Raw genomic sequence first — 23,270 nt, forward strand, 5'->3', positions numbered from 1 at the left:
CCCACCGGCGGAAAAGGGGCGGCGCGCTATTTCATGGAGGTTCACGTGCCCCGCAAGACTCCCATCGAGCGCTATCGCAATATCGGGATCAGCGCTCACATCGATGCCGGCAAAACTACCACCACCGAGCGCATCCTTTTTTACACTGGCGTGACCCACAAGATCGGCGAGGTTCACGACGGCGCGGCGACGATGGACTGGATGGAGCAGGAACAGGAGCGCGGCATCACGATCACGTCGGCTGCCACGACGGCATTCTGGAAGGGCATGGCCGGCAATTATCCGGAGCACCGGATCAACATCATCGACACCCCCGGGCACGTCGACTTCACCATCGAAGTCGAGCGCTCGATGCGCGTGCTCGACGGCGCGTGCATGGTGTACGACTCGGTCGGCGGCGTGCAGCCCCAGTCGGAAACCGTGTGGCGCCAGGCAAACAAGTACAAGGTGCCGCGCATTGCGTTCGTCAACAAGATGGATCGCGTCGGCGCCGACTTCTTCCGCGTGCAGAAGCAGATCGGCGAGCGCCTCAAAGGCGTCGCGGTGCCGATCCAGATTCCGATCGGCGCCGAAGAGCATTTCGAAGGCGTGGTCGACCTCGTCAAGATGAAGGCGATTGTCTGGGACGACGAAAGCCAGGGCATCAAGTTCGAGTACAAGGAAATCCCGGCGAATCTCGTCGAGCTTGCGCACGAGTGGCGCGAGAAGATGGTCGAGGCGGCCGCCGAAGCCGACGAAGCGCTGCTCGAAAAGTACCTCGAAGACCACGAGAGCCTGACCGAAGACGAGATCAAGGGCGCGCTCAGAAAGCGCACGATCGCCAATGAGATCGTGCCGATGCTGTGCGGCAGCGCGTTCAAGAACAAGGGCGTGCAGGCGATGCTCGACGCGGTGATCGACTATCTGCCGTCGCCGGTCGACGTGCCCGCGATTCTCGGCCACGACGAAAACGACAACGAAGCGGAGCGCCATCCGAGCGACGACGAGCCGTTCTCCGCGCTCGCGTTCAAGATCATGACGGACCCGTTCGTCGGCCAGCTGATCTTCTTCCGCGTGTACTCGGGTGTGGTCGAATCGGGCGATACGGTCTACAACGCGGTGAAGGAAAAGAAGGAGCGCCTCGGCCGGATCCTTCAGATGCACGCGAACGAGCGCAAGGAAATCAAGGAAGTGCGCGCAGGCGACATCGCGGCGGCAGTGGGCCTCAAGGAAGCGACCACCGGCGACACGCTGTGCGACCCTAGCAAGATCATCATCCTCGAGCGGATGATTTTCCCGGAGCCGGTCATTTCGCAGGCCGTCGAACCGAAGACGAAGGCCGACCAGGAAAAGATGGGCATTGCGCTGAACCGTCTCGCGCAGGAAGACCCGTCATTCCGCGTCGCCACCGACGAGGAGTCGGGCCAGACGATCATCTCCGGCATGGGCGAGCTGCACCTTGAAATTCTGGTCGACCGGATGAAGCGCGAGTTCGGCGTCGAAGCGACGGTCGGCAAGCCTCAGGTTGCGTATCGCGAGACGGTGCGCACGAAGGTCGAAGACGTCGAAGGCAAATTCGTCAAGCAGTCGGGCGGCCGCGGCCAGTACGGCCACGCGGTGATCACGCTCGAACCGAATCCGACGAAGGGCCACGAATTCGTCGACGCGATCAAGGGCGGCGTGATTCCGCGCGAGTTCATCCCGGCGGTCGAGAAGGGCATCCTGGAGACGTTGAAAGCAGGCGTGCTCGCGGGTTACCCCGTAGTCGACACGAAGGTCACGCTGACGTTCGGTTCGTACCACGATGTCGACTCGAACGAAAACGCGTTCCGCATGGCCGGCTCGATGGCGTTCAAGGACGCGATGCGCAAGGCGAAGCCCGTGCTGCTCGAACCGATGATGGCCGTCGAAGTGGAAACGCCGGAAGAATTCATGGGCAACGTGATGGGCGACCTGTCCGGCCGGCGCGGCATCGTGCAGGGCATGGAAGACATCGCGGGCGGCGGCGGCAAGCTGGTGCGCGCCGAAGTGCCGCTTGCCGAAATGTTCGGCTATTCGACGTCGTTGCGTTCGCTCACGCAGGGCCGCGCGACGTACACGATGGAATTCAAGCACTACGCCGAAACGCCGAACAACGTGTCGGAAGCGATCATCAACACGAAACATAAGTAAGCGGCATTTGACGTTCCATCGAAAGCCCGTTCACGACGAACGGGCTTTTTTTCGCGCACGCCAGTGCATGCAAGCAATGCACGCAAAGCAACGCAATGCCCGCGAGCGAGCGCGCCATTTTTGGCCATGCCAGAATGAATCGCGCGTCCAACCAGGGCTTGCGCATGGAGATGACTGATGAGCCACGACCACGATCACGATCACGACGACACCCGTGACAAAGCGGCGCACGGCCCGCACGGAACGCAGGATCAACCGATCGACTGGCGCGAACACGGCGTGAAGGTGATCCGCGGCGACCAGCTCGACACGAACACCGCGCAAACGCCGGGCATGAACCGCGCGGCCGCAATCAACGCGGCGCGCGTCGGCGCGCAGAAAATCTGGGCCGGCACAGTGACGATCCACCCGAACGCGAAGACAGGCGCGCATCATCACGGCGCGCTCGAAAGCGTGATCTACGTGGTGCGCGGCCACGCGCGCATGCGCTGGGGCGAGCACCTCGAATTCACCGCCGAAGCGGGCCCCGGCGACTTCATCTTCGTGCCGCCTTACGTGCCGCATCAGGAAATCAACGCGAGCACGGACGACCCGCTCGAATGCGTGCTCGTGCGCAGCGATAACGAGGCGGTCGTCGTGAACCTCAATATCGACGCGGTCGAACAGCCGGAAACCGTCTATTGGGTCGATCCGATCCACAAACATCCGCACCAGCACTGACGCCCCCGCCCTTTCCATACGACGCCTCATGACGCCGACCGCCACGCGCCTTCGTCTTCCGACACGACAGATCATTACGCTGTATGCGGCGCTGATTGCCGTGAACCTTGGCGCGTGGGCGTGGGCGCTGATCGCGTTGCGCCACTATCCGCTGCTGCTGGGCACCGCGCTGCTCGCGTACGGCTTCGGTCTGCGGCACGCGGTCGACGCGGACCATATCGCGGCAATCGATGCGGTCACGCGCAAGCTCATGCAGCAGGGCAAGCGGCCACTGGGCGTCGGCCTCGCGTTTTCGCTCGGCCATTCGACGATCGTGATCGCCGCGACGATCGGCATCGCGGCCACGGCGTTGTCGCTGCACAGCCGCTTCGACGCATTTAAGGCGGTCGGCGGCACGATCGGCACGATGGTGTCGGCGGCATTTCTGCTCGTGCTCGCGGGAGTCAACCTGACGATTCTGCGCGACGTGTGGCGCCGTTATCGCCACGCGCAGCGCAGCGGCGATCACAACGGCAACGACGCCGATGGCGGCCATGCAGCGGCCCACGCGAACCTCGAAGCCGCAGCGCGCGCCGCCGCACCGGCGGGATTGCTGTCGCGCGCGTTAAAGCCGCTCTTTCGCGTCGTCACGAAGAGCTGGCATATGTACCCAGTCGGCGTGCTTTTCGGCCTTGGCTTCGACACCGCGACCGAGATCGGCCTGCTCGCGATCGCCGCGGCCGAGGCCGGCAAAGGCCTGCCGCTCTATTCGATTCTCGTGTTTCCGGCGCTCTTCACCGCGGGCATGACACTCGTCGATTCGACCGACAACGTGCTGATGGTGCACGCATACGGCTGGGCCATGGACGACCCGAAGCGCAAGCTCTACTACAACGCGAGCATCACGTTTGTCTCGGCACTGGTTGCGATCGCGATCGGCGGCGTCGAGGCGCTCGGCCTGATCGCCGACAAGCTGGGTCTGTCCGGCCGCGCATGGGATGCGATCGGCGCGGTCAACGCGCAGTTCGGCACGCTCGGATACGGCATCGTCGCCACCTTCATGGCGTGCTGGATCGGTTCGATCCTGTTCCACCGCTGGCGGCGTGCCCCGTCGGCACCGTCCGCGCGGTAACCGCAATCGCCGCAATAACCGCAATCGCCGCGGCGACCGAAGCGCGCGCTGCAATAACGATGAATCCGCTGGCGCAGCGACGCGCGCTTCCCGCGCTTCATCGCACGCCCGAACTTACAAGCCGCCGCGCAACCGAACCCCAACCGTTGTCAGCGCGAGACAAGCCGCCCCGCTTTCTCGCGCCCGACAGCGCGGTTCGCGGCCGCAAACACGCCGCGGCACAAGGCAATCGCTTACACTGAGTCCTCATCCATCGTCGCAGTACCGCTCGCACCGCCGCGCCGCCTTTGCCTTATCGCGAGGTCGCGCGCGACGCTCAACAGAACGGACCGGACTATCTATCGATGAAGATCCCCGCGGACCACCCGTATCTGCCGTCCCTACGACGCGCCCTCGAAGCCGCACGCAGTGAAGCCGACCCGTACGGCAATCATGCAATCGACGAATTCCTCGCGGGCCGCCTGTCGCGCCGCGAACTGTTGCGCTACGCAAGCGTGATCGGCCTTTCGCTCGCGGGCACCGGTCTTTTCGCGTCGCGCGAAGCGCGTGCGCAAGGCGCGTCGAATGCGACGATCCGCGTTGCGCACCTGACGCCCGCCGGCGCCGTCGATCCGCTCACGGTGACCGACGCCGGCGGCCTCGCGCTTCTGAATCAAACCGGCGAGTTCCTCGTCGACGACGACAGCGAGAAACTGACGCTGCGCCCCGCCCTCGCCCTATCGTGGAAGCCGAACGACAAAGGCGACGTGTGGACCTTCAAGCTGCGCCAGAACGTGAAGTTCAGCAATGGCGAACCGTTCGCCGCGAAAGACGTCGCCGCTACCTTCGACCGCCTGACGGACCCGACGACGGGCTCAGCCGCGCTGTCGGTATTTAAGGGCGTGCTGTCGAAAGGTGCCACGAAGGTCGTCGACGATCACACGATCGAATTTCACCTCGACGCGCCGACCGGCAACTTCCCGTACTACGTTTCGTCGGACAACTACAACGCGATCATTCTGCCGGCGAGCTACCAGGGCGATTACGAAAAAAGCTTCGTCGGCACCGGCGCGTTCAAGCTCGAAAAGTACCAGCCGAAAGTCGGCGCGTCGTTCGTGCGCAATCCCGACTATTGGGGCGAAAAAGCATTACCCGAACGCGTGCAGTTCACGTTCTACGCGGATCAGCAGGCGCAGATTCTCGCGCTGCAAGGCCGCCAGGCCGACGTGATGGGCACGTTCACCGTACAGGGCGGCCGGGGTCTGCTGAACAACCCCGAATTCAAGGTGATCGGCGTGAAGTCGAGTGCGCATCGTCAGATTCATATGCGCAACGACAGCCCGCAGTTCAAGGACAAGCGCGTGCGCCAGGCGCTGGCGCTCGCGATCGACCGCGACGTGATCGTGCGCGGGCTCTTTCAGGGCCGCGCGCAGGTCGGTAACGACAGCCCGTTCGCGCCGGTGTTCTCGTCTTCGGACGCCGGTGTGCCGCAACGCAAGATCGATGTCGCGAAGGCCAAACAGTTGCTCGCGCAAGCGGGCGTGCCGAACGGCTTCGACATCACGCTGACCACAGAAAAGTACATGGAGCTGCCCGACCTCGCGGTCGTCGTGCAGAACTACGCGAAGGCGATCGGCGTGCGCATCAACCTGAAAGTGGAAAGCCAGTCGATGTATTACGGCGCGGGCGTGCCGGGCAAGTCCGACTGGCTCGATTCGCCGCTCGGCATCACCGATTACGGCGCGCGCGGCGTACCGAACGTATTCCTGAAAGCGCCGTTGACGAGCACGGGTACGTGGAATGCTGCGCATTTCCGGAATCCGCAATACGATCGGCTTGTGGCGAATTTCGACGCAGCGCTCGACATCACGTCACAAAAGCGCATTTCCGCCCAGATCCAGACACTCTTGCTCGATGAAACTCCGGTGATCATTCCGTTCTTCTACGATCAGTTGGTAGCGGCGCGCGCGAAGCTGAGCGGCGTGCGTTTTACTGCGCTCGCGCAGTTGTATTTCGATCGCGCGGTGATTGCCGCGTAGCCGGCCCCGATGTCGACTTCCGCCTCTACCGCCGCCACCGCAAAACGCGTCGCTTCAGGCAACGCGGCGCGTGTCGCGGGTTTTCTCGCGACGCGTCTTGCGCTTGCGCTCGTGACGTTGTGGCTGCTATCGGTGCTTGTGTTCGCAGGCGGCCAAATGCTGCCGGGCGATATCGGCCGCGCAATACTCGGGCCGCTCGCCGATGCGCGTGCGGTCGCCGCGCTCAATCATCAGCTCGGCGCGGACCGGCCGCTCTTCACGCAATACTCGCAGTGGATCACGCATCTGCTGCACGGCGATATGGGCACGTCGTACGCGTTTCGCGAACCGGTCGCGCCGTTTATCGGCAGCGCGCTCGCGAATTCAGCAAAGCTCGGCCTGCTCGCGTTTATCGTCGTCGTGCCACTCGGCATCGCGGGCGGCGTGTGGGCCGCATTGCACGAAGGACGATGGATCGACCGCACGATCAGCGTCGCGGGACTGTCGGCGACGGTGGTGCCGGAGTTCGTCTCGTCGATCGTGCTGATACTCGTGTTCGGTATCTGGCTGCGCTGGCTGCCGATCGAAGCGGCCGCGCCGCCCGGCGCCGGCGCGCTCGAACAATTGCGGCATCTGATTCTGCCGGTGCTGCCGCTCGTATTCATCTTCTTCGGCTATATCGCGCGGATGGCGCGCGCGGGCACCGTCGAAGCGCTCGATGCCGACTACACGCGCACGGCGATTCTCAAAGGCTTGCCGCCGCACGTCGTGATTTTCCGGCACGTGCTGCGCAATGCGCTGCTGCCGACGGTCACGGTCGCCGCGACCCAGCTCGGCTATATGATCGGCGGCCTCGTCGTCGTGGAGACGCTGTTTCACTACGAAGGTATCGGCTCGCTGATCTACAACGCCGCGAAAGCGAAGGACTTCCCGATGCTCGAGGCCGGCGTGCTGACGGTCGGCGTGGTCTATACGGTGGCCAATTTCATCGCGGACGCGCTGCATGTGACGTTGAATCCGCGTCTGCGCGTACGGAGCGCCGAATGAGGAGCCCCTTATGACGAGCGCCGCACCGGGTACACCTGAGGCGCGTGAGGCGTCTGCAGCAACAGGCACGGCGGCGGGCACGGTGGGTGCAAGCACCGCGACGCCCGCCGCCGCGCCGCCGCCGCGCGCGCAGGACCCGCGCTACGAGCGGCTGCTTCTGCTGCTGCGCTCGCCGAGCTTCGTCGTCGGCGCGCTGATCGTGCTGTGGTGGGTGGCCTGCGCGATTGCCGGCACGTGGATCGCGCCGCACGACGCGTACGCATCCGATCCGCTCAATTCGCTGCTACCGCCCGATCACACGCACTGGTTCGGCACCGACCAGCTCGGCCGCGACGTCTATTCGCGGGTGATTGTCGGCGCGCGCGACATCCTGACCATCGCGCCGCTCGCTACGCTCGTCGGCACTGTCGCGGGCACCGCGCTCGGTTTGATCGTCGGCTACTTCGGCGGCTGGGTCGATCATGTGATCGGCCGCGCGATTGACGCCGTGCTCGCGCTGCCGCTCGTGATCGTCGCGCTGCTCGCGCTCGCCGCGGTCGGCGCGTCGAACCTCACGGTGATACTCGTGATCGGCATCACGTTCATGCCGATTACCGCGCGCACTGTGCGCGCCGCGGTGCTTGCCGAACGCCATCTCGACTATGTCGCCGCCGCGCAGCTGCGCGGCGAGCACGCGCTCTACATCATGTTCGCCGAGATCCTGCCGAACGTGCTGCCGCCGATCGTCGTTGAAGCCACTGTGCGTCTCGGCTACGCGATCTTCTCGGTCGCAACCCTATCGTTTCTCGGCTTCGGCATCCAGCCGCCTTCCGCGGACTGGGGGCTCGCGCTGTCCGAGTCGTACACGCTGATGGCGGGCGGCGCATGGTGGACCGTCGTGTTCGATGCGGCGGCGATCGCATCGCTGGTGGTCGGCGTGAACCTGATCGCCGACAGCGTCGAAGGAGTACTGGACCGATGAGCGCGTCGCCGGCCGCAGCGTTTCCCGCCTTCGACGTGTCGAAGCGCGACCGTTCCGACGCGCTGACGATCGTCGGACTCACGGTCGCATACCGCGTGCGCGGTCGCGATCGCGAAGTGCTGCAGGACATATCGTTTCGCGTGCGGCGCGGTGAAGCGTATGGGCTTGTCGGCGAATCGGGCTGCGGTAAATCGACGGTCGCGATGGCCGTGCTGCGCTACCTCGCGCGCAACGGCCGCGTCAAGGCGGGCCGCATTTCGATCGATGGAGAGGATGTCGAATCACTCGATACGGTCGCGCTGCGCGCCATGCGCGCGAATGCGATCTCGATGGTCTATCAGGATCCATCGCGCGCGCTGAACCCTTCGTTGACAATCGCGCGCCAGGTCGCCGAAGCGTTCGAAGTATCGGGTGCGACCTACGACGAAGCGATGCAGCGCACGCTCGAGATGCTGCGACGCGTGCGTATCGCGGCGCCCGAGCGCGTGATGGAAAGTTATCCGCACGAATTGTCGGGCGGCATGCAGCAACGCGTCGTGATCGCGATGGCGCTCGCGTCGAACCCCGCGCTGCTGATCCTCGACGAGCCGACCACCGGGCTTGACGCGACCGTCGAAGCGGAAGTGCTCGAGCTGATCGCGCAACTGCGCAAGGAGTACGGCACCGCGGTGCTGTTTATCAGCCATAACCTCGCGGTGATCGGCAAGATGTGCGAGCGCGTCGGCGTGCTGTATGCGGGCAAGCTTGTCGAGGAAGGCGCGACGCGCGATGTGTTCAACCGGCCGCGTCACCCTTATACGGTCGGCTTGTTGCGCTGCCTGCCGAGCCCGGGCCGCAGCAAGGATACGGACCGGCTCGATACGATCGCGGGCAGCTTGCCGACGCCCGGTTCGATTACGCAGGGCTGCATTTATGCCGACCGCTGCCGGCTCGCCGACGATCGCTGCCGCCGCGAAGCGCCGCCGCCATACCGGATGAGCGCGCAACATGGCGATCAGATGGCGCGCTGTCACTATCATGAGCGCGCGATCGAGTTGCCGCGCACGAACGTGAATGCGTCGACGCAGGCTGAGGAATCTGCGAATTCGAATGCGGCGCAGTCCGCGCATTCCGTTGAAGCGCGAACAGACACGCAAGCGCCCGCGGTTGCAGTTGCTCCAAAGCCCAACGGCGCAGCACGCGTGCTGCGCGCCGAGGACATTTCGAAGACCTTCCACGCATCCGGCGTCGCGCTACGCGCTGTCGATTCGGTATCGCTCGAACTGGCGACGGGCGAAACACTGGGCCTTGTCGGCGAATCGGGCAGCGGCAAGACGACGCTCGCCAAGATGCTGCTCGGCCTGATCGCGCCCGACGCGGGCGGCGTGCTCGAACTCGACGGCATGCCCTTGGCCTCACGTGTGACACGCCGCAACGACGAACAGGTGAAGTCGCTGCAGATCGTGTTTCAGAACCCCGACTCCGCGCTCAATCGCGCGCATTCGGTCAAGCGACTGATCGGCCGCGCGCTGTCGCGACTCACATCACTGCATGGGCTCGCGCGTGAAGAGCGGCTCGCGACGCTCGCGGCCGCCGTGCGCTTGCCGGACCGCTATCTGAGCGCGCGCACGCGGCAATTGTCGGGCGGACTCAAGCAGCGCGTCGCGATCGCGCGCGCGTTCGCGGGCGACCCGCGTGTGGTTGTCTGCGACGAACCAACGTCCGCGCTCGACGTATCGGTGCAGGCCGCAATCCTGAACCTGCTTGCGGATTTGCAACGCGAGCACCACGTGAGCTACGTATTCATTTCGCACGACCTGCATGTGGTCCGTTATCTGTCGGATCGCATCGCCGTGCTGTATGTCGGACGGCTGCTCGAAATCGGTCCCGCCGCCGCTGTGTTCGATGGCCCACATCATCCGTACACCGAGGCGCTGCTGTCGTCGGTGCCGACACTCGATGCGCATGCAACGAATTCGGGCCGCGAGCGCATCCGTCTCGAAGGTGAACCACCGAGTCCCGCCGCGCCGCCTTCGGGATGCGTGTTTCATACGCGCTGTCCGCGCAAGATCGGCGCGATCTGCGAACAGCAGGACCCGCCCTCTGCCGATGCCGGCGACGGCCATCGCATCCGTTGCCATATCCCCATCGACGAGCTTCGCTCGCTTCAACGTCGCCGATGAAACATCGCGCGAGCTGATTTCGCGCCTCCGTTTCAGCGCAGAAACGTTTTCCACCGGTTTTCCCCTCCTCGCACTCGACGCTCGCGTAGCGCGCTACGCGCGGCGCGGCTTTGCGCGCAATGGCATGTTTATCGCTACATGCCGGGCGTCCGCTTTCGTCTGATCGTCACCATGTCGATCGACGTGAATCGGCAGGCACGCGGATCGACGGTCACGTCGATCCACAGGGAGCGTGGCTGACCGCACCGTGAAATGCGGTGCGGTCAGCATCAACAAAGCTACGGGGCAATCAGGGCGGCGGCGGATTGCGTGACGGCGAAGTCATGCGATCCGCCCGTCGACAGGATTGAAACAAAGGGAATCGCGGTGAAAGCGGGGCCGCAGATTCCAGGGAGATGTGCGATGAAACCCACGAAATTTATTACGCACTGCGATCTTTATGGTCACAGAGCGGTGGTGAAGGTCGCCCTTGGCGCGGCGCTCGTTGTAGTAATCGGCGCGCCGCCGTGGACGGCAGCACGAGCGGCAAGCACGAACGAAGCCGCACCAGCATGGCTCGTGCTCGCGGATGCGGCATTGCCGGCAAGCAGCATATCGATTGCCGCACTGCCCGGAAGCGGCGAAGCCGGCACGCCCGGCGAGCCCACCGCCGCAGGACAAGTTCCCACCGATGCAACATCCTCGACCGCTGCCGATGACGCCGCCGCGGTATTCACGCCAGATAGTTGTGTTGGCAACCAGAACAACTGTGGTCCTTACACGCATGGCGGCGCGCGCGGCGGCTCGGGTGCCGCGGCTGCGGGCGCCGCGGCGGGTGGCGGCAGCGGCTCGGCGGGAAACGCAGGCGGCTCGGCAGGCGGCAGCGCGGGAAGTGGCGCAGGGAGTAACGCGGGTAGCAATGCCGGCGGCGGTAGTAACGCGGGTGGTGGTGGTGGTAACGGTGGTGGTGGTAACGGTGGCGGCGGTAACGGTGGTGGTGGCAACGGTGGTGGCGGTAACGGCGGCGGTGGTGGCGGTGGCGGCGGTAACGGCGGTGGCGGTGGTGGTGGTGGTGGTGGTGGTGGCGGCGGCGGCGGTGGCGGTGGCGGTGGCGGTGGCGGTGGCGGTGGCGGTGGCGGTGGCGGTGGCGGCGGCGGCGGCGGTGGCGGCGGTGGCGGCGGTGGCGGTGGCGGCGGTGGCGGCGGCGGTGGCGGTGGCGGTGGCGGTGGCGGTGGCGGTGGTGGTGGCGGTGGTGGTCACGGCGGCGGCGATGGTGGCGGCGGTCACGGCGGCGGTGACGGCGGTGGTGGTCACGGCGGGCATGGTGGTGGTAACGCCGGCGGTGGCGATGGTTGCGGTGGCGGCAACGCAGGGGCTGGCGGTCCTGGCAGCGGTCACGGCAACGGCCACGGCGGTGGCCATGGAGGTGGTTTTGGCGGTGGCGGATTCGGCGGTGGCGGATTCGGCGGAAGCAACTCCGGCGGTGGCCACGGCGGCTTCGGTGGTGGCGGCTTCGGCGGAAGCGGCCACGGCGGCGGCTTCGGTGGTGGCCATGGCGGCGGCTATGGCGGCGGCTCAGGCGGCAGCGGTGGTGGCGGTCACGGTGGCGGGCACTAGGCTCGTATCGAACGATGCGCTCGCATCGTTCTTCCACCCGCGGCACGCGACTCATCGCGTAATCCGCCGATAAGGGCCGGCCAACGCCGGCCAGCGGCGGCGGTGACGCTTCGATCCCCCCGGTCGAACGTCACCGCCTTGACCGCGAAGGCGCGTATCGACACGTTTGCGCGTTGAATCCCGTCGATGTGCGGCATTGGAACCAATGCGCCTCGAGCGTCTCAGACTTGAGTTCCGTTCGACGAGCGCTCACCATGCAACGATTTTCGCACCGCGCTGCTGCGCGCATCGCCGCCAGCCTGCTATGCGCCGTGACGTGCGCTTCTTTAACCGCGCTTGCGCAAGCCGATGGAAGCGCCCCCGGCGTGCCATCCCGATCGATCACGCTAGCGAGACTGCAACCTGCCCAGTCGCATCCGATGCCAACCGCCGACCCGGCATTCTCCGCCTACACGCTCGAGCAGTTATGCAAACGCAAGAGCGACGGCGTCGCGCAGGGCCAGTGCCTCGGCGCCGTTCGCGGCATCATTCACGGCTACCAATACGGCGTGCTGTTTCTCGCGCAGCACGCGCAACTGAACGCCGGTGAAACACAACGCGTGTCGCTGTGCCTGCAGGACGTCAAGCTATCGTCGATCATCGACGACTACGTTGCCGATACGAGCCAGGTCGACACCGCGTCGCTGAAGGACACGCCCGCCGAAGTCGCGCTGCTCGGCTCCGTACACATGCATCACCCGTGCAACTGATTGCAGCGAGCCGGCCGACCGGTAGCGGCTAGAAAAGCCGTCTGCCCGTGTGCAGTACAGCGCAGGATCACAGCATCTCGAGCGGCTGCTTCCGAAGCGGCGGACGAAAGTGCGCATCGATCGCCGCGCAGTCGTCGGCGCTCAGCGCAATATCCGCCGCGCGCCGGTTATCGCGCACATGCTCGACACGTCCCGCCTTTGGAATCGCGAACACGTCGGGCTGCTGTAGCACCCACGCCAGCGCGATCTGAAACACCGATACGCCATGTGCGGCCGCGATGTCATTGAGCGGTGAGTGCTTCGGCAAACGCGCGTGATCGACCGGGCTATAGGCCATCGCCGGAATATTGCGCGCTTTAAGCCATGGCAGAAGGTCGAATTCAGGCCCGCGCCGCGCGACGTTAAAGAGAATCTGGTTCGTCGCGCAGGCATCGCCGTGCGGAACCGCAGCGAGTTCGTCCATATCGTCGGCGTCGAAGTTGCTGACGCCCCAGTGACGGATCTTGCCGGCCTGGCGCAACGCCTCGAAGCCCGCAACCGTTTCTTCGAGCGGCTCCGAGCCGCGCCAGTGCAGCAGGAACAGGTCGAGCCGGTCGGTCTTCAGGCGCTTGAGCGAGCGCTCGCACGCCGCCTGCACGCCGCGTCGGCTTGCGTTATGCGGATAGACCTTGCTGACGAGAAACACATCGTCGCGAACACCCGCGAGCGCTTCGCCGAGGAGCGATTCGGTCGAGCCTTCGCCGTACATCTCCGCGGTGTCGATGAGCGTCATGCCGAGTTCGATGCCTTCGCGCAGCGCGGCGATCTCCGCCGCGCGCTGCGACGCGCGCTCGCCCATCTCCCACGTGCCCTGCCCCAGCTTCGGAATGCGCTCGCCGTCGGGCAGCGTCACGGTGGCGATGTCGGTCGTCATTTGTTTCTCCAGAACGGGTTGCATTGCGCTGCTGCGAGTGTAGCGTTTCGGCGCATAACGCATCGGCAGACCAGGCAAAAGCCTGCTATAACGCCGCGCGCCGATGTCATAGAATTGCCGCTTGCCCTTCTTGTGCACAAGTCATGAACTCAACCACGGAAGACCGCTGGCGCGATTTGCGCCCGGACCCGGAAAACGATACGCCGCTTTACTTGCAACTCGCCCGCAAGCTCGGCCATGCCATTCATGACAATCGCTGGAACCCCGGGGAAGCATTGCCTTCCGAACGCGTGCTGTCCGACGCGCTCGGCGTGTCGCGCATCACGGCGCGCAAGGCGATCGCGCTGCTCGTCGAACAGGGGTTGATCCGCCGCACGCAGGGAGCGGGCAGCTTTATCACGCCGCGCTATGAAGATCCGTTGTCGCGGCTGTCAAGCTTCAGCGAAATGCTGCGCCGGCGCGGCTTCACGCCGAGCTCGCAGTGGCTGTCGCGCGAGATCCTGCCGGCGAACCGCGATGAAGTGATCCGTCTCGGGCTGTCGCCGGCGGCCGCCGTTACACGTTTGCGCCGCTTGCGGCTCGCGGACGGCATCGTGATGGCGGTCGAGAATTCGACGTTCCCCGCATCGGTCATTCCCGATCCGCATGCGATCGGCGATTCGCTGTATTCGTATCTCGAGCAGCGCGGCTTGTCGATCGTACGCGCGCTGCAACACTTTCGCGCGGTCAATGCGAGCGCGGAAATTGCGCAGCAGATGAGCATTGCGCAGAACGAAGCACTGCTGTTGATCACGCGTGTCGGCTATACGTCGGACCAGCGCGCGATTGAGCTGACCGATACGTATTGCCGCAACGACTACTACGACTTCGTGGCGGAACTGCGGAAATAGTGGATTGCCGGGTGGACTGCTCAGTGAGCCGTTGAGTGAGCCGTTGAGTGGACCGCTGAGTGGACCGTTGAGTGGACCGCTGAGTGGACCGTTGAGTGGACCGCCAGGTGGCGGGGTCGCGTCCTGCCGGTCGCGAAAGGCTAGCTCTCCCAGCACGCCTGATCGGTACCGATCGGCACCGGCGGCCGGCCATAGCGCGCCGGCGTCTCCGAAAGCTGCTCGGCCGGCGGCGTACCGAGCACGCGGCCAAACAGCGAATCGACCGCCTCGAGCAAATCCTTCACATCGTCGAATCTGACCTCGGGCGCGCGCCAGCCGTCCTCGATCTGCCCAAGCGACTGCAACCAGCGGCCGGTCTGCGCGAGCGACAGCCGCACGTGCCAGCTGCCGCCCTCTGTCGCGCGGCGCGCGAGCGCCACCATCGCGCCAAACGCGGCGAGATAGCCGGTGCCGTGATCGAGCGCCTGACACGGCAAATGCTTCGGACCATCGACGCCGGCCGCGCGCGCCTCCGTATGCGCAATGCCGCTTGCCGACTGCACGAGGCTATCGAAGCCGCGCCGCGTGGCCCACGGCCCTGCGTGCCCATAGGCGCAAATCGACACGCAGACGATGCCGGGCCTCAACTGCGCGAGCGCCTCCGGACCGAAACCATGCGCGGCAAGCGCGCCCGGCCGATACGCCTGCAGGAACACATCGGCATCGCGCGTGAGCGCTTCGAGTTGCGCGCGGCCCGCCGCGTCGCGCAGATCGAGCGTCGCCGAACGCTTGCCGCGGCCCGTGTCGATCACGAGCGGCGCGATATTCGGCAGATGCGGCCCGTTGACGAGCAGCACCTGCGCGCCGTGCGACGCGAGCGCGCGTCCCGCGACCGGCCCCGCGATGATCCGCGACAGATCGAGCACACGCACGCCGGAAAGCGGCCGGTCGACCAATCCGGCCGATGCAGCGGGTTGAGCGAGCGAGCCACTGCCGGCCAAGCCTGACGAAGCAATTGGCTGCGGCGGCGCATCGCCAATACGCTCGATCTCGAAGAGCGGCAGATTCGCAATCGCTTTCGCCTGTTCGAGCGCCGCCCATTCGCGCGGCGTGCGAATCAGCGCGCCAGGCAGACCCGCATCGGCGAGCGTCTGATCGAGCATGGCGCCGTCCCAATGGCGAATCGCCTGTGCGACGGAAGCTCTTTCGTTCGCGCAGCCGAGGATTTTCAGCACACCTTCGAGGTGATACGGAAAATTCGTGTGCAACTGCACCCACCGGCCGTCACGCGTCTCGAAGAAGCCGAAGATCGGGTTGCGCATGTCGAGCGGCGGACCATCGTTCACACGCAGATACCGTTCGCTGCGGAACGCGGTCAGCGCGTGCCCCACGTCGACGTGGACGCGTTGCCGCTGCCCGTTTTGCGCCCCGCTTTGCAGCCGATAACACTCCGCCGCGGCCAACCCCGTCGCCGCAATCGTCGCGGCCGCGAGCGTGCCGACGCGGAACACCGACGGCAGCGCGGGATCGTTGCCGGTGATCGATACGGCGTCGAGTGCCACGGCGTCGCAGCCGGCCACGGTCCACAGATGGTCCAGAGCAATGAGAGGCGTCATAGTGGGAAGCGGCGTCGCGCCGACGATGGGAATGGCCACCAGTCTAAAATTCCGCTTCCCGTCGATCAATCTTGATCGTTAGAATCAACATATATCGATTTATCCGGTTTTTGCCGACTCTTATGTCCGCCACCCGCCCCACAGGCGTTTCGCCTGGTCGCGCCACAGCAACTCCCTCGGGCCGCTATCTCTCGGCTGACGAAGCCGCGCAGGCCCTCGGCATCAGCCTGCCGACGCTCTACGCGTACGTCAGCCGCGGCATGCTGCGCTCCTCGCCCGATGCCGATTCGAAGCGGCGTCTGTACGACGCGGACGAAGTACGACGTCTCGCGCGGCGCAAAGCCGATGGCAAGCGCGCGGGCAAAGTGGCGCAGAAGGTGCTCGACTGGGGCGTGCCGGTCCTCGAATCCGCCATCACGCTGATCGCCGACGGGCGGCTCTTCTATCGCGGGCACGATGCAATCGAACTGGCGCGCACGGCCTCGCTCGAAGACACCGCCGCGTTGCTATGGGATTGCAGCGAGCGACGCATCGCGCAGGCGCCGGCCGCGCCGATCGCCGCCGCGCAATGGTCCGCATGGCTGAAATTGTGGAGCGACAGCACGCCGCTCGATCGCGCGCTTGTGCTGCTGCCCGCCACCGCGGCGCAAATGCCGCGCGTCTGGGCGCTTGGACGCGATGCGCAACTCGACACCGCGTGCGTGCTGTTGCGTCTCGTGGCCGCCGCGATGATCTCGGCCGCGCCGTCGAACGATCCGCTGCATCGGCAACTCGCGGCCGCATGGGGCGTGCGCAGCCGGCCGCAGGTCAACCTGTTGCGCGCGGCGCTCGTCGCGTGCGCCGATCATGAACTGAACGCGTCGACGTTCACGGTGCGCTGCATCACGTCGACCGGCACGCACCTGTTCGGCGCGATCGCAGGCGGCCTCGCCGCGCTGTCGGGGCCGCGGCACGGCGGCGAAACGGTGCGCGTCGCGGCGCTGTTCGACGATGCATCGCGCGCGCCCGACCTCGATCGCTTCCTCGCCACGCGTCTAGCACGCGAAGAACATAGCGATGCACGCAGCGTCAGCACACTTGAAACGCAGGCGCTGCGCGCGCCGCTGCCGGGGTTCGGTCATCCGCTCTATCCGGACGGCGACCCGCGCGCCAAGCTGCTGTTAGAGATGCTCACCGACTGCGCGCCCGCGCGTTCGCCGCTCGTCGAGGTGCAACGGCTCGCCGCGGCCATGCGCGACACGGCCGGCGTGCAGCCGACCGTCGACTATGCGTTGGCGGCAATCGAGCGCGTGCTTGCGTTGCCGTCTGGCGCGGCGTTCACGCTGTTTGCGGTGGGACGGGTGGCGGGCTGGATCGCGCACGCGATCGAACAGACAGCGGACGGCAGGCTGATTCGCCCACGCGCCCGCTATATCGGCGCATACGAAGGACATAGCTGATCGGCGTCACTCGCCGCGCCGATCACGCGGCCTGGACCGGTGACCTAAACCGGCAACAGCCAGCGCGGCAACCAGCTCCATGCCGACGTGCGCGTCAAAGGCCACCCGGTGAAGCGCCGGTTCCCCGACAGCACGACCCGCGCGCCATGGCTGCCGGCGCTCAGCCACGCGGTCGCGCCACGCGGCAGCCTGAAAGTGTCGCCGCGCGAGAGCCAATAATCCATCGCATCGCCTTCCATCGTCAGCCACACCTCGCCGGCCGTGACTTTGAGCAGGAGCGGCTGCGCGACACGCCACGCGGCCGCCGGCTCGCCGTGTTCGAGTTCAAACGTTCGGATTTCGCGCATCGCAGTGCTCCTTGCAAGGCATTTCGGTGAGTCAATTATTGACGTACGATGTTGCCAATCACATGCACAGTACTGAACACTTTCAACGGAACTGTGCAGTTAAAAAAACGGACACTTTGTGCAGTGCGGGCGAAAGCCGGCGGGCCGTTCAAGGAGACGCATGAAGCTCGATATCGAACTCGATCGCGAAAACGGTGTGCCGCTCACCGAGCAGATCGTCAATGGCGTGACGCAATGGATCGGTTCGCGCACCGCGCACGCAGGCACGAAGCTGCCGTCGATCCGCCAGTTCGCGGCCGATCATGCAATCAGCCGCTTTCCCGTGATCGAGGCGTACGACCGGCTCGTCTCGCTTGGCTATCTGGATTCGCGGCACGGCTCGGGCTTTTATGTCGCGCAGCGCGCACGCGCGGGCATCGATAGCAGCCGGGGCACGTCGGACCCGCGGCGCGCCGAAGAAGAGTCGTTCCATCTGCTGCAACAGATGAATCATCCGGGCGGCACGCTGAAGCTCGGCAGCGGCTTTATTCCCGAGGCGTGGCGCGATATGGACAGTCTCGCGCAGGCAATCCGCCACGTCTCGCGCACCGACGCCGCGAGCCTCGTCGACTACGCGACGCCGCTCGGCAATGCGGTGCTGCGCGAGCACTTGCGCAGCCGTTCCGCGCAACTCGGCATGGAAGTCGACGCATCGCAAATTCTCGTGACACAAGGCGCGAGCCAGGCGCTCGACCTGCTGATGCGTTACATGCTGAAAGCGGGCGACACGATGTTCGTCGAAGACCCCGGTTACTACAACTTGTTCGGGTTGCTGAAGCTGCATGGCGTGAAGCTCGTCGGCATTCCGCGCACACGCAACGGCCCGGATCTCGACGCGCTGCAGGCGCAACTGGCGCAGCACCGGCCGAAGCTGTTCTTCGTCAACAGCGTGTTCCACAACCCGACCGGCACGACGGTCGCGCCGCACGTCGCGTTCCGCCTGCTGCAACTCGCGCGCGAGTACGACTTCACGATTATCGAAGACGACATCTTCGCGGACTTCCAGAACGAAGCGACCGACCGGCTCGCGACGCTCGATCAGTTCGAGCATGTGATCTATATCGGCGGGTTGTCGAAAACCTTGTCGTCGTCGCTGCGGATCGGCTATACGATCGCGAGTCACGCGATCATCAAGGATCTCGCCGACATCAAGATGCTGACGAGCGTGGGCGGCTCGCGTTTCGCGGAAGCCGTGGCCGTGGCGATGCTCGAGCGCGGCATGTATCGCAAGCACATCGAACGGCTGCGGCGGCGCATGGGCGAAGCGCTTGGCGCGACCGTGCAGATGCTGGAAAGCGTGGGCTGGGAAGTGTTCGAAAAGCCGCTCGGCGGCAACCTGATCTGGGCGCGCGTGCCGCATATCGACGATTCGCGCGTACTGGCCGAATGCGGCGCTCCGCTCGGCGTCACCGTCGCGCCCGGTCACTACTTCCGTCCGAACGCGGAAACGTGTCCATGGATCCGCATCAACGCGGCGTACACACAGGACCCGCGCGCGCTCGCGTTTTTCGAAGCGGCGGCAAAGCTGTAAAAAGGGCAAAAGTCCGGCGCTTCACGACGCGCCTTCAGCCCGCGCACGCACTTTGTCATACGCGCACCCCCTGCCCGCTGATACAGTTTTTGCTTAAAATATCGCCCGACCGGTGCAATCCGGCTCGCTCTAGCGCTCATGACTCAAACGACAACGTCCGAGACACCTCCCGTCAAGCCCTCCGCCCGTTCGCTCACGGTCATGCTGTGGATCGTCGCGACTGGCTTCTTCATGCAGACGCTCGATTCGACGATCGTCAACACCGCGCTGCCCGCGATGGCGACGAGCCTCGGCGAGTTACCGCTGCACCTGCAATCGGTGGTGATCGCTTACTCGCTGACGATGGCGGTGATGATCCCCGTCTCCGGCTGGCTGGCCGACAAGCTCGGCACGCGGCGCGTCTTTATGAGCGCGATCTTCGTGTTCTCGGTCGGCTCGCTGCTCTGCGCGAGCGCACATACGCTGCCGCAGCTCGTGCTGTGGCGCATCTTGCAGGGCGCCGGCGGTGCGATGCTGCTGCCGGTCGGACGTCTCGCGGTGCTGCGCGTGTTTCCCGCCGAACGCTATCTGCCCGCGCTGTCGTTCGTCGCGATACCGGGCCTGATCGGTCCGCTGATCGGGCCGACGCTCGGTGGCTGGCTCGTGAAGATCGCGTCGTGGCACTGGATCTTTCTGATCAACGTGCCCGTCGGGGTGATCGGCGTGATCGCCACGTTTATCTTTATGCCCGACGCGCGCAATCCGGACACCGCGAAGTTCGATCTGAAGGGCTACCTGCTGCTCATCGTTGCCATGATCGCGATTTCGATGGCGCTCGACGGCCACGGCGAGTTCGGCTTCGCGCACGCCACGGTGCTCGTGCTGCTGATTTTGAGCCTCGGCTTTTTCACCGCATACGGGTTGCATGCGGTACGTGTGCCGCAGCCGATCTTCTCGCTCGACCTCTTCAAGATCCATACCTTCAGCGTCGGGATACTCGGCAACCTGTTCGCGCGCATCGGCAGCGGCGCGATGCCGTATCTGCTGCCGCTGCTGCTGCAGGTGAGCCTCGGCTACAGCGCATTCGAAGCAGGCCTGATGATGTTGCCGATCGCCGCGGCCGGCATGACCTCGAAACGGCTCGTCACGCGCCTGATCTTCCGATACGGCTATCGGCGCGTGCTCGTGACGAACACCGTGCTGGTCGGCCTCGCGATGGCGAGCTTCGCGCTGACGGGGCCGAACCAGCCGCTGTGGCTGCGGCTCGTGCAGCTCGCGTTCTTCGGCGGCGTGAACTCGATGCAGTTCACCGCAATGAATACGCTGACGCTCAAAGACCTCGGCACCGGCGGCGCGAGCAGCGGCAATAGCCTGTTTTCGCTGGTGCAGATGCTGTCGATGAGTCTTGGCGTCACGGTGGCGGGCGCGATGCTGACCACGTTCACCGGCATCATCCCGCGTGTCACTGAAGCAAACACGCTGCCTGCATTTCACGCGACATTTATTTGCGTGGGCATCATCACCGCGGGCACGTCGTGGATTTTTGCGCAGCTCGCCCAGGATATCCGCCGGCCTGCGGCGAAAACCGATCCTTCGGAGCGAACCTGATTTCACGCGCGAACACGCGTGCCCGTTCGACACGAACCGCAACAGGGCGCGATGCACTGTGTTGCAGCATCGATGTGCCAGCAACAAACGCATGCCATACGGGCCTTGCGCGATGGAGCCGCGCCATGCCTTGCCGGAAAGCCATCCGTCAGACGACGCGTCAGATTGCCCGTGCGCATGTTTCTTGCTGACCGATCCGGTAAACTAAAGACTTCGCGCAACTTGCGCACACCTGCAAATGATCGACACGATGAGCATGGTCGAACTCGACCCTCCCGGTTTTCAGCCGCCGCGCCCTGTCGCGGGGGAGGAGGGGTCCCGCCGCACGGTCCGCTACGGCGGATATACCGTGTTCAGCGTGTTTCAACCCGTGTTTTCGGTGTCGCATCGCCGCGCGATCGGCTATCACGCGTCGCTGCGCGTACACGACGAAAACGCGATGCAGGTGCCATCGCACGAAGTGTTCACGCAGGCCGCGCGGCGCGGCGATCTGCTCGAGCTCGGACGGCTTGCCGAATCCTTGCACCTCGGCAATTTCAACGCATTCGATAGCCACGACGAGTGGCTCTTCCTGAGCCTGCATCCTGCCGCGCTGATGGATATGAGCTATGGCGACGCGCTGCTCGCCGGCCTCAAGGCGCTCGGGTTGCCGCCGCAACGTGTCGTGCTCGAAGTCAGTGAGCAGGCGGGCGGCGAAACCACGCGCTTTGCCGAGATCATCGACGCGCTGCGCAAGTCGGGCTTTCTGATTGCGCTCGACGGCTTTGGCGCGAAGCATTCGAATATCGACCGCGTCTGGACGTTGCGACCCGATATCGTCACGCTCGACCGCGGCATTCTCGCGCAGGCCACCGAGCATTCGCATATCGAGCGCGTGCTGCCCGGCATCGTGTCGCTGCTGCACGAATCGGGGCAACTCGTGCTGATGGGCAACCTCACCACCGAGAACGACGCGCTGATCGCGCTCGAATGCAATGTCGATTTCGTGCAGGGCGGATTCTTCGCGTGTCCGAGCGTCGAACCCGTGAAGCCGCAGGTGGCCGTCAGCCTGATGGACGACCTGTCCGCGGCGCTGCGCAAGCGCGTGGCATCGCGCGGAGAAGCGCAGGCCGAACGGCTCGCGCCGTTCGTCGCCGCGCTCGAACAGGCGAGCACGCAACTCGCCGACGGCGCGACGATGGCGACCGCCGCCGCACCGTTGCTCGCCTTGCGCGAAACCGCGCGCTGCTTCCTGCTCGATGGCTCGGGCCGGCAAATCGGCGACAACGTGCTGCCGAGCGGGCGCGCTTCGCAGCGCGCGAAACGCTTCCGTCCGCTGCTGCATTCGGAGGGCGCAAGCTGGGAACGGCGGCCCTATTTCATCCAGGCGGTGCGCGCGCCGGGACATGTGCAACTCACGCCGCCTTATCTGTCGATCAATGAGGCGCACCTGTGCGTGACCGCGTCGATCGCCTCGCAGACCGCGCGCGGCATGCAGGTGCTATGCGTCGATATCAACTGGGACGGCGCCGCACCGCGTCCATGACGCCGGCTGATTTGCGATTTGCCGCAGCAGGCGGCGGACGGCGGACAGGCTGAATTCTGGCGGCGGCACTTGCGCGCTGAGCATCGATATCGCCGATGCGGAGGTTGTGTTCGTCGACGTACCGTCGACGCGTCCACCGTCTTCCTCGATCTGCACGCTGACGCGGAACAGGCGCACGAGTTCGATACGGTCCTGAGCGTCGATTGCCGCGCGCAAGCGCTCGACGAGCCGCGCATGCTCGGCCGGGTCCGCCGCTTTCGACGGCGCGCCCGCGCGCCGCAAGCGTTCTTTCGCACGATGCACGATCTGCCGGCAATGAACCGGCGTCTTCGCGAGGATCTTGGCGATTTCCGCGTAGTCGCAGTCGAGCGCTTCGTGCAGCACGAATGCCGCGCGCTCGTCGGGTTTCAGGCGCTCGAGCAGCAGCATGACGCCGTACGACATGTCCGATGCGTGAGATGCGGGTTCGTCGGCGGCGGGGGCGAGCGCGTCGGCGAGCCACGATTGCGGCAGCTTCCCGGAAACATGCGAGGCGCGCTCGATCCGCAAGCGGCGCAGGCGATCGATCGCGAGGCGCGTCGTGACGGTGGTGAGCCATGCGTCGGGCGAGCGGACGTCTGCGGGCGATGCGCCGTGCCATTTGAGCCACGCGTCCTGCACGACATCTTCGGCTTCGGCGCGGCTGCCGAGCATGCGCTGCGCGTGTGCGACGAGTTTGCGGCGCAGCGCTTCGAAGCTTGCGTCGGATGGGGACGGGGTACCGTCCATGCTCGCGTCCTCCTCCATTCCGCTCAAATGACTCGTCCCGTCTGTCCCGTGCATGTCGTCCGCCTCCGTCCGTTGCGCATCGTCATTCATTCGTCATGCTCCTCGATCGTTGTCGGGACCCTTGTCCGGACCTTTTGCGCCG

Annotated in this window: 19 protein-coding genes; 14 read left to right on the plus strand and 5 right to left on the minus strand. The window is 65.3% G+C overall.

Annotation, left to right across the window (positions count from 1 at the left end; all coding sequences use genetic code 11):
• Nucleotides 1-45: 45 nt before the first annotated feature.
• The 7 genes from fusA (at nucleotide 46) to KZJ38_RS19685 (ending at nucleotide 10,149) form a co-directional block, all read left to right on the plus strand.
• On the plus strand, nucleotides 46-2,151 hold the full coding sequence (fusA, locus tag KZJ38_RS19655; RefSeq protein WP_281425792.1) for an elongation factor G: 2,106 nt from the start codon (nucleotides 46-48) through the stop codon (nucleotides 2,149-2,151).
• A 177-nt stretch (nucleotides 2,152-2,328) separates the two neighbouring features.
• A complete protein-coding gene (locus KZJ38_RS19660) occupies nucleotides 2,329-2,871 on the plus strand; it encodes a cupin domain-containing protein (protein WP_219797830.1) in 543 nt (180 codons plus the stop codon).
• A gap of 28 nt (nucleotides 2,872-2,899) precedes the next feature.
• Nucleotides 2,900-3,982: a HoxN/HupN/NixA family nickel/cobalt transporter gene (locus KZJ38_RS19665; RefSeq protein WP_219797831.1), complete on the plus strand. Its 1,083-nt coding sequence runs from the start codon at nucleotides 2,900-2,902 to the stop codon at nucleotides 3,980-3,982.
• A gap of 344 nt (nucleotides 3,983-4,326) precedes the next feature.
• On the plus strand, nucleotides 4,327-6,000 hold the full coding sequence (locus tag KZJ38_RS19670; RefSeq protein ID WP_219797832.1) for an ABC transporter substrate-binding protein: 1,674 nt from the start codon (nucleotides 4,327-4,329) through the stop codon (nucleotides 5,998-6,000).
• A gap of 9 nt (nucleotides 6,001-6,009) precedes the next feature.
• Nucleotides 6,010-7,026, plus strand: a complete 1,017-nt coding sequence (locus tag KZJ38_RS19675; protein ID WP_219797833.1) for an ABC transporter permease — start codon at nucleotides 6,010-6,012, stop codon at nucleotides 7,024-7,026.
• A gap of 10 nt (nucleotides 7,027-7,036) precedes the next feature.
• Nucleotides 7,037-7,987: an ABC transporter permease gene (locus KZJ38_RS19680; RefSeq protein WP_219797834.1), complete on the plus strand. Its 951-nt coding sequence runs from the start codon at nucleotides 7,037-7,039 to the stop codon at nucleotides 7,985-7,987.
• Nucleotides 7,984-10,149 (plus strand): ABC transporter ATP-binding protein, encoded by a 2,166-nt coding sequence (locus KZJ38_RS19685; protein ID WP_219797835.1) that lies wholly within the window; start codon nucleotides 7,984-7,986, stop codon nucleotides 10,147-10,149. The genes KZJ38_RS19680 and KZJ38_RS19685 overlap by 4 nt, the downstream gene beginning before the upstream one ends.
• Nucleotides 10,150-10,592: 443 nt before the next feature.
• On the opposite strand, the gene KZJ38_RS19690 is transcribed toward KZJ38_RS19685, so the two are convergent.
• On the minus strand, nucleotides 10,593-10,817 hold the full coding sequence (locus KZJ38_RS19690) for a hypothetical protein (RefSeq protein ID WP_219797836.1): 225 nt from the start codon (nucleotides 10,815-10,817) through the stop codon (nucleotides 10,593-10,595).
• 230 nt (nucleotides 10,818-11,047) lie between these two features.
• Between KZJ38_RS19690 and KZJ38_RS19695 the strand changes: the two genes are divergently transcribed.
• Together KZJ38_RS19695 and KZJ38_RS19700 are read left to right on the plus strand one after the other, a co-directional pair.
• The gene (locus tag KZJ38_RS19695; RefSeq protein ID WP_219800562.1) at nucleotides 11,048-11,818 is read left to right on the plus strand and encodes a hypothetical protein; all 771 of its coding nucleotides are present in this window, start codon (nucleotides 11,048-11,050) and stop codon (nucleotides 11,816-11,818) included.
• Between the two features lie 346 nt (nucleotides 11,819-12,164).
• Nucleotides 12,165-12,494, plus strand: a complete 330-nt coding sequence (locus KZJ38_RS19700; protein ID WP_425518261.1) for a hypothetical protein — start codon at nucleotides 12,165-12,167, stop codon at nucleotides 12,492-12,494.
• A gap of 67 nt (nucleotides 12,495-12,561) precedes the next feature.
• Here the strand turns inward: KZJ38_RS19700 and KZJ38_RS19705 are convergent, their stop codons facing one another.
• Nucleotides 12,562-13,407, minus strand: coding sequence for an aldo/keto reductase (locus tag KZJ38_RS19705; protein ID WP_219797838.1), 846 nt, complete (start codon nucleotides 13,405-13,407; stop codon nucleotides 12,562-12,564).
• Nucleotides 13,408-13,550: 143 nt separating this feature from the next.
• Between KZJ38_RS19705 and KZJ38_RS19710 the strand changes: the two genes are divergently transcribed.
• Nucleotides 13,551-14,297 carry a GntR family transcriptional regulator gene (locus tag KZJ38_RS19710; protein WP_219797839.1) on the plus strand — a complete coding sequence of 249 codons (747 nt, stop codon included), beginning with the start codon at nucleotides 13,551-13,553 and terminating at the stop codon, nucleotides 14,295-14,297.
• Between the two features lie 140 nt (nucleotides 14,298-14,437).
• Here KZJ38_RS19710 and KZJ38_RS19715 read toward each other — a convergent pair whose 3' ends face one another.
• Complete coding sequence (locus tag KZJ38_RS19715; protein WP_219800484.1) at nucleotides 14,438-15,892, minus strand: CoA transferase; 1,455 nt, start codon at nucleotides 15,890-15,892, stop codon at nucleotides 14,438-14,440.
• A gap of 122 nt (nucleotides 15,893-16,014) precedes the next feature.
• Here KZJ38_RS19715 and KZJ38_RS19720 point away from each other — a divergent pair, with 122 nt between their 5' ends.
• The gene (locus KZJ38_RS19720) at nucleotides 16,015-17,331 is read left to right on the plus strand and encodes a citrate/2-methylcitrate synthase (RefSeq protein WP_219797840.1); all 1,317 of its coding nucleotides are present in this window, start codon (nucleotides 16,015-16,017) and stop codon (nucleotides 17,329-17,331) included.
• A gap of 44 nt (nucleotides 17,332-17,375) precedes the next feature.
• Here the strand turns inward: KZJ38_RS19720 and KZJ38_RS19725 are convergent, their stop codons facing one another.
• Nucleotides 17,376-17,678: a DUF2917 domain-containing protein gene (locus tag KZJ38_RS19725; RefSeq protein WP_219797841.1), complete on the minus strand. Its 303-nt coding sequence runs from the start codon at nucleotides 17,676-17,678 to the stop codon at nucleotides 17,376-17,378.
• A gap of 160 nt (nucleotides 17,679-17,838) precedes the next feature.
• On the opposite strand from KZJ38_RS19725, the gene KZJ38_RS19730 reads away from it, so the two are divergent.
• The 3 genes from KZJ38_RS19730 (at nucleotide 17,839) to KZJ38_RS19740 (ending at nucleotide 22,360) form a co-directional block, all read left to right on the plus strand.
• On the plus strand, nucleotides 17,839-19,248 hold the full coding sequence (locus KZJ38_RS19730; RefSeq protein ID WP_219797842.1) for an aminotransferase-like domain-containing protein: 1,410 nt from the start codon (nucleotides 17,839-17,841) through the stop codon (nucleotides 19,246-19,248).
• 201 nt (nucleotides 19,249-19,449) lie between these two features.
• Nucleotides 19,450-20,835 carry a multidrug transporter subunit MdtD gene (mdtD, locus tag KZJ38_RS19735; RefSeq protein WP_219800485.1) on the plus strand — a complete coding sequence of 462 codons (1,386 nt, stop codon included), beginning with the start codon at nucleotides 19,450-19,452 and terminating at the stop codon, nucleotides 20,833-20,835.
• 250 nt (nucleotides 20,836-21,085) lie between these two features.
• On the plus strand, nucleotides 21,086-22,360 hold the full coding sequence (locus KZJ38_RS19740; protein ID WP_219797843.1) for an EAL domain-containing protein: 1,275 nt from the start codon (nucleotides 21,086-21,088) through the stop codon (nucleotides 22,358-22,360).
• On the opposite strand, the gene KZJ38_RS19745 is transcribed toward KZJ38_RS19740, so the two are convergent.
• Nucleotides 22,316-23,128: a sigma-70 family RNA polymerase sigma factor gene (locus tag KZJ38_RS19745; protein WP_219797844.1), complete on the minus strand. Its 813-nt coding sequence runs from the start codon at nucleotides 23,126-23,128 to the stop codon at nucleotides 22,316-22,318. The two genes, KZJ38_RS19740 and KZJ38_RS19745, sit on opposite strands and share 45 nt — an antisense overlap.
• Nucleotides 23,129-23,270 lie beyond the last annotated feature (142 nt).

This window comes from Paraburkholderia edwinii, assembly GCF_019428685.1.
GTDB classification, from domain to species: Bacteria; Pseudomonadota; Gammaproteobacteria; order Burkholderiales; family Burkholderiaceae; genus Paraburkholderia; species Paraburkholderia edwinii.

Bases quoted from the DNA above. Each gene is read 5' to 3' on its own strand.
- KZJ38_RS19660 (WP_219797830.1), top strand. From the start codon at position 2,329: ATGAGCCACGACCACGATCACGATCACGACGACACCCGTGACAAAGCG.
- KZJ38_RS19665 (WP_219797831.1), top strand. From the start codon at position 2,900: ATGACGCCGACCGCCACGCGCCTTCGTCTTCCGACACGACAGATCATT.
- KZJ38_RS19670 (WP_219797832.1), top strand. From the start codon at position 4,327: ATGAAGATCCCCGCGGACCACCCGTATCTGCCGTCCCTACGACGCGCC.
- KZJ38_RS19675 (WP_219797833.1), top strand. From the start codon at position 6,010: ATGTCGACTTCCGCCTCTACCGCCGCCACCGCAAAACGCGTCGCTTCA.
- KZJ38_RS19680 (WP_219797834.1), top strand. From the start codon at position 7,037: ATGACGAGCGCCGCACCGGGTACACCTGAGGCGCGTGAGGCGTCTGCA.
- KZJ38_RS19685 (WP_219797835.1), top strand. From the start codon at position 7,984: ATGAGCGCGTCGCCGGCCGCAGCGTTTCCCGCCTTCGACGTGTCGAAG.
- KZJ38_RS19695 (WP_219800562.1), top strand. From the start codon at position 11,048: ATGCCGGCGGCGGTAGTAACGCGGGTGGTGGTGGTGGTAACGGTGGTG.
- KZJ38_RS19700 (WP_425518261.1), top strand. From the start codon at position 12,165: ATGCCAACCGCCGACCCGGCATTCTCCGCCTACACGCTCGAGCAGTTA.
- KZJ38_RS19705 (WP_219797838.1), bottom strand. From the start codon at position 13,407: ATGACGACCGACATCGCCACCGTGACGCTGCCCGACGGCGAGCGCATT.
- KZJ38_RS19710 (WP_219797839.1), top strand. From the start codon at position 13,551: ATGAACTCAACCACGGAAGACCGCTGGCGCGATTTGCGCCCGGACCCG.
- KZJ38_RS19715 (WP_219800484.1), bottom strand. From the start codon at position 15,892: ATGACGCCTCTCATTGCTCTGGACCATCTGTGGACCGTGGCCGGCTGC.
- KZJ38_RS19720 (WP_219797840.1), top strand. From the start codon at position 16,015: ATGTCCGCCACCCGCCCCACAGGCGTTTCGCCTGGTCGCGCCACAGCA.
- KZJ38_RS19725 (WP_219797841.1), bottom strand. From the start codon at position 17,678: ATGCGCGAAATCCGAACGTTTGAACTCGAACACGGCGAGCCGGCGGCC.
- KZJ38_RS19730 (WP_219797842.1), top strand. From the start codon at position 17,839: ATGAAGCTCGATATCGAACTCGATCGCGAAAACGGTGTGCCGCTCACC.
- mdtD (WP_219800485.1), top strand. From the start codon at position 19,450: ATGCTGTGGATCGTCGCGACTGGCTTCTTCATGCAGACGCTCGATTCG.
- KZJ38_RS19740 (WP_219797843.1), top strand. From the start codon at position 21,086: ATGAGCATGGTCGAACTCGACCCTCCCGGTTTTCAGCCGCCGCGCCCT.
- KZJ38_RS19745 (WP_219797844.1), bottom strand. From the start codon at position 23,128: ATGGACGGTACCCCGTCCCCATCCGACGCAAGCTTCGAAGCGCTGCGC.